General features: G+C 73.9%; 7 protein-coding genes. 5 read left to right on the top strand and 2 right to left on the bottom strand.

Annotated elements, in window-relative coordinates; translation table 11 throughout:
• The first annotated feature begins 88 nt into the window (after positions 1-88).
• The 5 genes from ACIBQ6_RS48825 (at position 89) to ACIBQ6_RS48805 (ending at position 5602) form a co-directional block, all read left to right on the top strand.
• Entirely contained in the window at positions 89-805 is a 717-nt protein-coding gene (locus tag ACIBQ6_RS48825; RefSeq protein WP_397219383.1) for an ABC transporter ATP-binding protein, read from the top strand.
• Positions 802-1527, top strand: a complete 726-nt coding sequence (locus ACIBQ6_RS48820) for an ABC transporter permease (protein ID WP_358296802.1) — start codon at positions 802-804, stop codon at positions 1525-1527. Before ACIBQ6_RS48825 ends, ACIBQ6_RS48820 begins: the two co-directional genes overlap by 4 nt.
• Complete coding sequence (locus ACIBQ6_RS48815; protein WP_397219381.1) at positions 1524-2720, top strand: sensor histidine kinase; 1197 nt, start codon at positions 1524-1526, stop codon at positions 2718-2720. Before ACIBQ6_RS48820 ends, ACIBQ6_RS48815 begins: the two co-directional genes overlap by 4 nt.
• A gap of 4 nt (positions 2721-2724) precedes the next feature.
• Positions 2725-3351 carry a response regulator transcription factor gene (locus ACIBQ6_RS48810; RefSeq protein WP_352360982.1) on the top strand — a complete coding sequence of 209 codons (627 nt, stop codon included), beginning with the start codon at positions 2725-2727 and terminating at the stop codon, positions 3349-3351.
• 208 nt (positions 3352-3559) lie between these two features.
• Positions 3560-5602, top strand: a complete 2043-nt coding sequence (locus tag ACIBQ6_RS48805; RefSeq protein ID WP_397219380.1) for a cellulose binding domain-containing protein — start codon at positions 3560-3562, stop codon at positions 5600-5602.
• An 85-nt stretch (positions 5603-5687) separates the two neighbouring features.
• Here ACIBQ6_RS48805 and ACIBQ6_RS48800 read toward each other — a convergent pair whose 3' ends face one another.
• Both ACIBQ6_RS48800 and ACIBQ6_RS48795 read right to left on the bottom strand, forming a co-directional pair.
• The gene (locus ACIBQ6_RS48800) at positions 5688-7742 is read right to left on the bottom strand and encodes a protein kinase (protein WP_397219379.1); all 2055 of its coding nucleotides are present in this window, start codon (positions 7740-7742) and stop codon (positions 5688-5690) included.
• A gap of 422 nt (positions 7743-8164) precedes the next feature.
• Positions 8165-9148, bottom strand: a complete 984-nt coding sequence (locus tag ACIBQ6_RS48795) for a DUF5937 family protein (RefSeq protein ID WP_397219377.1) — start codon at positions 9146-9148, stop codon at positions 8165-8167.
• Positions 9149-9193 lie beyond the last annotated feature (45 nt).

The following is a 9193-nucleotide window of genomic DNA, read 5'->3' as shown; positions in this document are numbered from 1 at the left end:
CCCCGCCCCCCCCCGGGGGGGGGCCCCCCCCCCCCCCCCCGGGGGGGGGGGGGGCGCCCCCCCCCCGCTCCCGCGTGATCCTCGGATCATGACAGTCATCGAGATCGACGACCTGCGCAAGAGCTACCGGCACACCCGGGCCCTCGACGGCCTCTCCCTGACCGTGGAACGCGGCGAGATCTTCGGGCTCGCCGGGCCCAACGGCGCCGGGAAGACGACGGTCGTGGAGTGCGTGTCCGGGCTGCGGCGTCCCGACGGCGGCAGCGTGCGCGTGCTGGGCCTCGACCCGCAGGGCGACCGGCGCGCGCTGCTCCAGCGCGTCGGCGCCCAGTTGCAGGAGGCCGCACTGCCCGACGGCATCAAGGTCGGCGAGGCCCTGCGGCTCTACGCCTCCCTGTACGACCACCCGGCCGACTGGCGGGCCATCATGGACGAATGGGGCCTGACCGACAGGAAGGACGCCCGCTTCGGCGGCCTGTCCGGCGGCTGGAAGCAGCGCCTGTTCATCGCGCTGGCCCTGGTCGGCGACCCCGAGGTGGTCCTGCTCGACGAGCTGACCACCGGCCTCGACCCCGACGCCCGCCGCACCACCTGGGGGCTGATCCGGGCCATGCGCGACCGCGGGATCACCGTCGTCCTGGTCACCCACTTCATGGACGAGGCCGAGGCGCTGTGCGACCGGATCGCCGTCGTCGACCGCGGCCGGGTGGTGGCCGAGGGCAGCCCGCGCGAGCTGATCGGCCGGACGCGGGCCGCCTCCCTGGAGGACGCCTACTTCACGCTGACCGGGAGGGCCGAGGCATGAAGGGCTTCACGAGAGTGGTCGCCGTCGAGCTCAGGCTGGGGTTGCGCGACCCGATGTCGGCGTACTTCGCGCTGGGCTTCCCGCTGGTCATGCTCTGGGTCAAGCTGCGCGGCGGCGACCGGCCGCTGCCCGGCGGCGAGCGGCTGGTCGACGCCACCGTGCCGATGCTGACCGTCTTCGTCGTGGGGCTGGCCGCCCTGGTCGTCCTGCCGGCCACGCTGGCCCAGTACCGGGAGCGCCGGGTGCTCAAGCGGCTGCGGGCCACGCCCGCCACGCCGTTCATGCTGTGCGGCGCCCAGTGGGCCGCGCACATGCTGCTGGCGGTGCTCGGCAGCGTGCTGCTGGTCGTCCTGGGCGTGGCCGGCTACGGGCTGAGCGCGCCCGCCAGCCTGCCCGGCGTGCTGCTGGCCTGGCTGCTCGGCGCGCTCAGCCTCGGCGCCGTCGGGCTGCTCCTCGGCGCGCTGGCCCCCAGCGGGCGGGCGGCGACGGTGATCGGGCTCGCCCTGTTCTTCCCGATGGTGTTCCTGTCCGGCGCGGTGATCCCGCGCGAGACCATGTCGGGGTCGATGCGGGCGATCGGGGACCTGACGCCCATGGCGCCCGCCGTCCAGGCGATCCGGGACGGCTGGTCGGCCGGCGCGCTCCCGCCGCTCGCCCTCGGGATCATGGTGGCGGTCAGCGCCGTCGCGGGCGGCCTCGCGGTGAAGGCCCTGCGGTGGTGAGCCGGTGGGAGCGGGCCACGGCGGCCCTGCCGTACCTGCTGGTGCTGCTTCCCGCGCTGTTCTCGCTGCTGCGGGTGTGGCGGGTCGAGGTGCTGGCCCTGGCGCTGTTCGCGGCGGCCTGGCACTGGTTCGTGGTGGCCTGCCGTCCCGCCTGGACCGCGCGGGCGTGGGTGGTGGCCGGGTACTTCGTGGTGCTGCTGGCGGTGGTGGCGGCGCTGGTGCGGATCGACCCGGTCTTCACCGTGACCGGGGTGGGGGTGTTCGTCCAGTGCTTCGCGCTGCTGCCGGGGTTGTGGGCGTACGCCGGGGTCGCGGTGACGGTCGGGACGCTGGTCGCCGCCCGTCCGCCGGCCGGTCGCACCCCGGTCGAGCTGCTGGCCTCCTTCGTGGTCGGGGTGCTGGTCGCGTCCATGACCGGGCTGGTCTTCCAGACCGTCTCCGAGCAGAACGCGCAGCTCAAGGAGAAGAGCGCCAGGCTGGCCGCGCTCGCCGAGGAGAACGCCGACCTCCAGGCCCGGCTCCTGGTCCAGGCCCGCGAGGCGGGCGTGCTGGGCGAGCGGCAACGGCTGGCCAGGGAGATCCACGACACCGTGGCCCAGGGGCTGACCGGCATTCTCACCCAGCTGGAGGCCGCCGACGAGGCCGCCGGAGCGACGCCGGCGGTGCGCGCGCGGCTGGCGACCGTACGGGAGCTGGCCAGGGAGAGCCTGACCGAGGCCCGCCGCTCGGTCCAGGCGCTGCGCCCGGCGCCGCTGGCGACGGCGGCGCAGCTCGGGACCGCCCTGTCGGAGGTGGCGGCGGCCTGGTCGCGGGCCTGCGAGGTGCCTGCTTCGGTGTCGGTCACCGGCGACGCCCGGCCGCTGCACACCGAGGTGGAGAGCACGTTGCTGCGGGTGGCCCAGGAGGCGCTGGCCAACGTGGGCAAGCACGCGCGGGCCTCCCGGGTGGGGATCACGCTGTCGTACATGGAGGACGTGGTGGCGCTCGACGTCCGCGACGACGGGTCCGGTTTCACCCCGGGGTCCGGCCTCACCCCGGGGGCCGGCGGCGGCTCGGGCGGCGGGTTCGGGCTGGTGGCGATGCGGCAGCGGGTCGCCCGCCTGGCCGGCAGCCTCGCCGTCGAGAGCGCCCCTGGCCAGGGCACGGCGATCTCCGCTACCGTTCCGGCCATCCCCGCCGACCCGGGAACGTGAGCCCATGCCGGTACGCCTGATCATCGTCGACGACCACCCCGTGGTCCGCGACGGGCTGCGCGGCATCTTCGAGACCGACGGCTTCGAGGTGGTCGGCGAGGCGGCCGACGGCGCCGAGGCGCTCGCGGTGGCCCTGCGCACCGCCCCCGACGTCGTGCTCCTCGACCTGCGCATGCCGGGGCCGAGCGGCGCCGAGCTCATCCGCCGGCTGCGCGAGCAGTGCCCCGGCACGCACGTGCTGGTGCTGACCACCTTCGGCGACGACGCCGACGTGGTGCCCGCGATCGAGCAGGGCGCCACCGGCTACCTGCTCAAGGACACGCCGCGCGCCGAGCTGCGCCGGGCCGTGCTGGCCGCGGCCCGCGGCGAGAGCGTGCTGTCACCGGCCGTGGCCGGTGTGCTGACGCGGCACGCGCACCCCCCGGAGCAGCGCGCGCTGAGCCCGCGCGAGCTCGAAGTGCTCGGCCTCATCGCCCGCGGCGCGACCAACCGCGAGGTGGCCAGGAAGTTGTTCGTCACCGAGGCCACCGTGAAGACCCACCTGCTGCACGTCTTCGCCAAGCTGGAGGTCAAGGACCGGGCGGCGGCCGTCGCGGCGGCCTACGACAGGGGCCTGCTCAAGCCCGCCTGACCGGCCGGGTCCTGCTCAAGCCTCCCCCTGACCGGCCGGGTCCTGCTCAAGCCTCCCCTTGACCGGCCGGGTCCTGCTCAAGCCCGCCTGACCGCCGTGAAAGTTTCAGCGCCGATTGACGGGCCGGACCCCACGTCGCATGATCATGCTTGCCTCCTGGTCAGGAGGGGGCGTCGAGCCATACCGCTACCCACGGCGAGGTACCCCGATGCCTGGCAAGATCCTGCCCAGGGCCGCGACCGCGGCCCTCCTGACCCTCACCACGCTGATCGCTCCCCCGGCGCGCGCCGACGACGTCACCCCCGTCACGGTGACCGTCAACGCCCGCGCCGCCCTGGCCACCGCCCCCGAGACCGGCATCGGTTCCAACCATGCCATCTGGGACGCGAACCTCGGCACCGACCAGACCGCCGACCTCCTCAAGGACGCCGGCGTCAAGCTGCTGCGCTACCCCGGCGGCTCCTACTCCGACATCTACCACTGGGCTGACCACACCGCCCCCGGCGGGTACGTCGCCCCGAACACCGACTTCGACACCTTCATGCGCGGCGTACGGCGCACCGGCGCGCAGGCCATGGTGACCGCCAATTACGGCACCGGCACCGCCGAGGAGGCCGCCGCCTGGGTCCGGCACGCCAACGTCACCAAGGGCTACGGCGTCAAATACTGGGAGATCGGCAACGAGAACTACGGCAACGGCCGCTACGGCAGCGCCTGGGAGGCCGACGACCACGCCGACAAGAGCCCGGCCGAGTACGCCCGCCACGTCGTCGCCTACGCCGACGCCATGAAGGCGGCCGACCCGACGATCAAGATCGGCGCGGTGCTGACCACCCCCGCCAACTGGCCCGACGCCATCACCGCCGAGGGCGACGACGGGAGCTGGAACAAGGTCGTCCTGTCCCTCGCCGGACCGAAGATCGACTTCGTGATCCTGCACTGGTACCCCGGCGCCCTGGACAAGGCCGGTCAGGTCCCTGACATGATCCGGCTCACCCGGCAGCAGCTCGCCGCGTACGCCGGGCCCGGCTCGGACCGGATCGGCATCGCGATGACCGAGTTCAACACCGGCTCCAGCAGCAACGGCACCAACACCCAGCCCGGCGCCCTGGCCGCCGCCGACGCCTACGCGAGCCTGCTGGCGAACGGCGTGTTCACCGTCGACTGGTGGAACGTGCACAACGGCATCGGCAACGTCACCGAGGTCGAGGGGCACACCGACTACGGCGACTTCGGGCTGCTGTCCAGCGGGGTCTGCAACTCCTCCGGGGTCTGCGAGCCGCCGCTGAACACGCCGTTCGCGCCGTACCACGCGTTGCGGATGGTCAGCGTGTTCGCGCGGGCCGGTGACCAGTTCGTCACGGCGGCGACCGACCAGCCGAAGGTCAGCGCGCACGCCGTCCGGCGGCCGAACGGCGACCTGGCGGTCATGCTGATCAACAGCTCGCCGGACACGTCGTACCCGGTCGCCGTGGACTACGCGGGCTTCACGCCGGCCGCGGGCGCGCCCACCGTGCTGACCCACGTCAACGGCGCGACCGCCATCACCACCGCGACCACCGGCACCGCCACCAGCCAGACACTGCCGCCGCTCTCGCTGACCACCGTCGTCGTGCGTCCCGCCGCGCTTCAGGCCGGCCTGCCCGGCGCGCCCGGCCGTCCGGCGGCCTCGAACGTCACCGACCGGACCGCCGTCGTCTCCTGGCCCGCCGCCGCCCCCGGCGCCCGCCCGATCGTCAAGTACGAGCTCCACCGCCAGAACGGCGCCGTCAGCGAGCAGCTCGGCGAGACCGCCGGCACCTCCTACACGGTCGGCAACCTCAAGCCCGGCACCACCTACACGGTCAACGTGATCGCCCGCGACAGCGGCGGCGGCGTCTCCTGGGCCTCACCGCCCCTGACCTTCACCACCGGCACCCCGGCGACCAGCTCCTGCGCCGTCCGATTCACCGACCAGACCGACTGGGCCAGCGGCTACGTCGGCGCCGTCGAGATCACCAACAACGGCGCCCCGGTCAACGGCTGGACCCTGAGCTTCACCTGGCCGAGGCCCTGGCAGAGCCTCGGCAGCGGCTGGAGCGCCACCTGGACCCAGACGGGATCGAACGTCAAGGCCGTCAGCGAGCCCGGCAACGCCTCCCTGGCCACGGGCGCCTCGACCACGATCGGGTTCGTCGGCAACTACGCCGGCCCGAACCTCCTGCCCGCCGTCTTCACCCTCAACGGAACCGTCTGCACCACCAGACAGTGACCCGGCCTGCCGCGCCCGGCCCCTGATCACGGACGCGTGAGCGGGGCCGGGTGCGCCGGGAAGAGCTTCAGGTCAGGCCTGGTTGTCACCACAACATCCAGGGGCTCTCCGCGCCGCCGCCGAACGCCGCCGTCCCCGTCCGACGCCAGCGCTGCCGCACGTCGTGCTTGGCCTGGATGGCCGGCGCGGTGGTGGTGAACGGCCCGCAGGTGGCGACCTCGCCGTCGTTCCGCGGAGACACCCCGGAGCAGGTGAAGGGCTGGGAGACGTTACGGTCCGCGTCGGTGTTGTAGAGCTGGACGTGCACGTCCGAGCGGACCGAGCTCGCCCCTCGGATGCGTCCCATCAGGTAGAAGACGTCGCCCACCATGGCCATGCACGGCGACATCTCCACGCCCGAACCGTCGCCCGCGGTGATCCACGAGCGGCATTTCCAGTCCGGCTGGGAGTTGCGCGGCGGGGCGTCGTCACCGTCGCTCTCGGGGTCCACGGTGTGCGGGGCCTCCGTCTTCCGGCCGGCCGACGTCCGGCGGGGGTCGGCGGTACCCGTGGGGTCCGTCGTCGCGTCCGGCGTCCGTTTCGGGACGGCCGTGCCCGGCGTGCGGACCGGCTCCTTCGGCGTCTTCTTCGCCGACGACTTGAGCGGTTCGTCCGCGGTGCCGGACGTCTCCTCGTCCGCCTCCGACGGGACGGGGCTCTCCTTCGCCGTCCCGGACTCGACGGACGTCGGTGTGCCGGCCACGTCGGCCGACCTGGACGCCGAGAGCCCGGACGCGTCGTTCACGGCCCCCGCACCCGGCGTCCGCCATGGGGCCATGACGGCCACAGCCGCCGCGGTCAGCGCCACCGCCGTCGTGGTGCTCGCGATGACGACCAGCCGCCGGCGGGACCGTCCGGGCGGCCGCGCAGCCGCCGGGCCCGCCTGGGCGGCGGCGGCCCGCCCGGCGGAAGCAACCATGCCGGACTGGGCGGCGCCCCGCCCGGCGGAAGGAACCGTGCCGTCCCCACCGCCGACGCCCGAGGCCACCCCGCCCCCTGCGACATCCCCAGAGGCCGCCCGCGGACCAGGACCCCGAACGGGCTCACCGGACGGCCCAGCGGCGGCGGCCGCTGAGGAACCGGGCGGCGGCCCCGGCACCGACCCCGAAAGCAGCCCCGGCGGCGGCCCAGGGAGCAGCCCAGGCACCGACCCCGAATGCGGTCCCGGCGGCGGCCCAGGCACCGACCCCGGGAGCGGCCCAGACGGCGGTCCCGGGATCGGCTCTGACGTCGCGGACGGGGCGTCGGCCCTGCCCACTCGCGGCAAGGCGGCCAGCCCCGCCACCACCGGCGCCGCCTCCCGCAGCGCCACCGCCACCTGCCCGGCCCCCGGACGCGCCGCCGGATCCTTCGCCGTGCAGGCCGCGATCACCGACCACAGGACGTCGGGCATCCCGGGCAACCGCCGCGGCATGGCCATCGCATGCTGCCGGAGCAGGGCCATCGGATGCTCGCCCACGAACGGCGGACGCCCGGCCAGCAGCTCGTAGAGGATCAGCCCGGCCGCGTAGACGTCCACCGCCGGCGTGGGGGTGCCGCCGTCGGCCACCTCGGGCGACAGGTACGTGGGCGTGCCGATGATCGAGGTGGTCTGCGTCAGCCCCGGCCCGAGGACGATCCGGGCGACCCCGAAGTCCGTCAGCCGCACCTGCCCCGTAGGCCCGTCGATCAGGACGTTCCCCGGCTTGACGTCCCGGTGGACGACACCCGTCGCGTGCGCCGCCGCCAGCGCCTCGGCGACCTGGGCCATCAGCTCGGCGGCCATGGCCGGCGGGAGCGTGCCGTGCTGCTGCAGCAGGCCGCGCAGATCCCCGCCCTCGACGAGGTCCATCACCAGCGCGAGCCGCTCCCCCTCGATGACGAAGTCGCGCATCGTGACGATGTGGGGATGGCGAAGGGTGCGCAGCACATTGCGCTCCTGGACGAACCGCAGCACCAGGTCCTGGTCACCGGCGAGGTTGCTGCGCAACAGCTTGACCGCCACGATCTCGCCGGTCTCCCGGTGCCGCGCCCGCCAGACGGTCCCCATCGCCCCGGCGCCGATCTCGTCGAGCAGCACGTACCGGCTGCCCAGGAACGCCTCGGCCCCACCCTCGTCCATCGCCCGCCTTCCCCCCGAACAGTGGGGATCACAATAGTCAGGATGATCGAGACAAAAAAGATCAGCGCCGCCCCGGCCGCACCGCACGCCCCCGCCTGACCAGGCCCGGCCCGGCCCGCACCCAGACCGCACTCAGCACCGCACCCGGCCCGCCTGGCCCGCGCACTCAGCACCGCACCCGGCCGCGCACCCAGCACCGCACCCAGCCGCGCGAACGCGTTCGACCAGCCGCAGCCGCAGCCGCACAGGGCCAGAACGCCCCCACAGCCCAGCAGCGAGCATACGACCCGAACACGCCCCCGTCCGGCCTGTCACCCAAACCACCCGCCGATCAATCGCAACCGCGCCAATGCAGCGAACAGCCGCAGATGCGGCGACCAGCCGCCCCACCCCCACCAGAGCCCCCTCACAAGGCCCGCGATTCACACCTGAGCCGTGAGCAGGGCGTCCGCGAGGCCCGTGCGGGCGTAGAACACCGTGCGGCCCGCCCGATGTGTGCTGGTCAGCCCGGCGGCCCGCAGCGCGGTGAGATGCTGCGACACCCCCGCCGCGGACATCCCCGACCGCTCGGCGAGCTCGGTGGTCGAGGCCGGCGAGTCGAGCTCGGCCAGGATCAACGCCCGGGAACGGCCGATCACCGCGGCGAGCGCGTCCATGGGCGCATGCCTGCGCGACTCCCACAACGCGCCGATGCCACGCGCCGGGTAGGCGAGCTGAGGCGGCTCGGACGCGACGGACCGCGTCAGCACCCGCGGCCACGCGAAGACCGACGGCACGAGAAGCAGCCCCGCACCGGTCTCGATCCTGGTGATCGCACAGTGCCGTTGCGCCAGCTGGAGGCCGCCGCTGTCCCAGCGCACGGTGTGGTGGAGCTGGTCCAGCGTGCGCGCCGTGCCGTGCTCGGCCACCTGGCGCCCCCGGTGGAAGACGTCCGCGTCCAGCACCGACCGGATGCGCGCCCAATAGGGCGCGATCGCGAGCTCCCAGTAGGTCTCGATCTCCGCGACGACCTTGGGCAGATACGCCCGGGGATTGCGGTGCAGGTTCCGCAACCGGGGCGATAACCGGCCGTCCCGCTCGGTGGACAACAGGTCGAGGTCGCGCCGTACCTGCTCGGGGTCGGTGGCCTCGATGGCCGCCAGCTCGTCGGGCAGCTCGTGGGACGCGGTCGTCGGATTGAGGAAGTCCGGGAAATGACCGACGGGCGCCACCATGTCGGCCAGCCAGCCACGATCGAGCCCCGCCGCCGCGAGCCGGGGACCCACCTGCCCGGCCCACCCACGATGAGGATCGGGCACCGTGGCCCCGGCCAGCGCCCGGCAACTCGTGACGACCTCCCACATGGCCGAGACGGCGAACCGGGTCTCGGCCAGATCGTTCACCGAAAAGGCCAGCCGTGCCTTCATGCCGCCTCCCGCGGGTCCACGATTCGGTCAGAGCTTAATCAATGG

The organism is Nonomuraea sp. NPDC049655 (genome assembly GCF_044465465.1).
Taxonomy (GTDB): Bacteria; Actinomycetota; Actinomycetes; order Streptosporangiales; family Streptosporangiaceae; genus Nonomuraea.
The sequence above is the reverse complement of the archived record's forward strand: the minus strand, read 5'-3'. Positions and strand labels throughout refer to the sequence as shown.

Coding starts and splice junctions, on each gene's coding strand:
- ACIBQ6_RS48825 (WP_397219383.1), top strand. CDS start 89: ATGACAGTCATCGAGATCGACGACCTGCGCAAGAGCTACCGGCACACC.
- ACIBQ6_RS48820 (WP_358296802.1), top strand. CDS start 802: ATGAAGGGCTTCACGAGAGTGGTCGCCGTCGAGCTCAGGCTGGGGTTG.
- ACIBQ6_RS48810 (WP_352360982.1), top strand. CDS start 2,725: ATGCCGGTACGCCTGATCATCGTCGACGACCACCCCGTGGTCCGCGAC.
- ACIBQ6_RS48805 (WP_397219380.1), top strand. CDS start 3,560: ATGCCTGGCAAGATCCTGCCCAGGGCCGCGACCGCGGCCCTCCTGACC.
- ACIBQ6_RS48800 (WP_397219379.1), bottom strand. CDS start 7,742: ATGGACGAGGGTGGGGCCGAGGCGTTCCTGGGCAGCCGGTACGTGCTG.
- ACIBQ6_RS48795 (WP_397219377.1), bottom strand. CDS start 9,148: ATGAAGGCACGGCTGGCCTTTTCGGTGAACGATCTGGCCGAGACCCGG.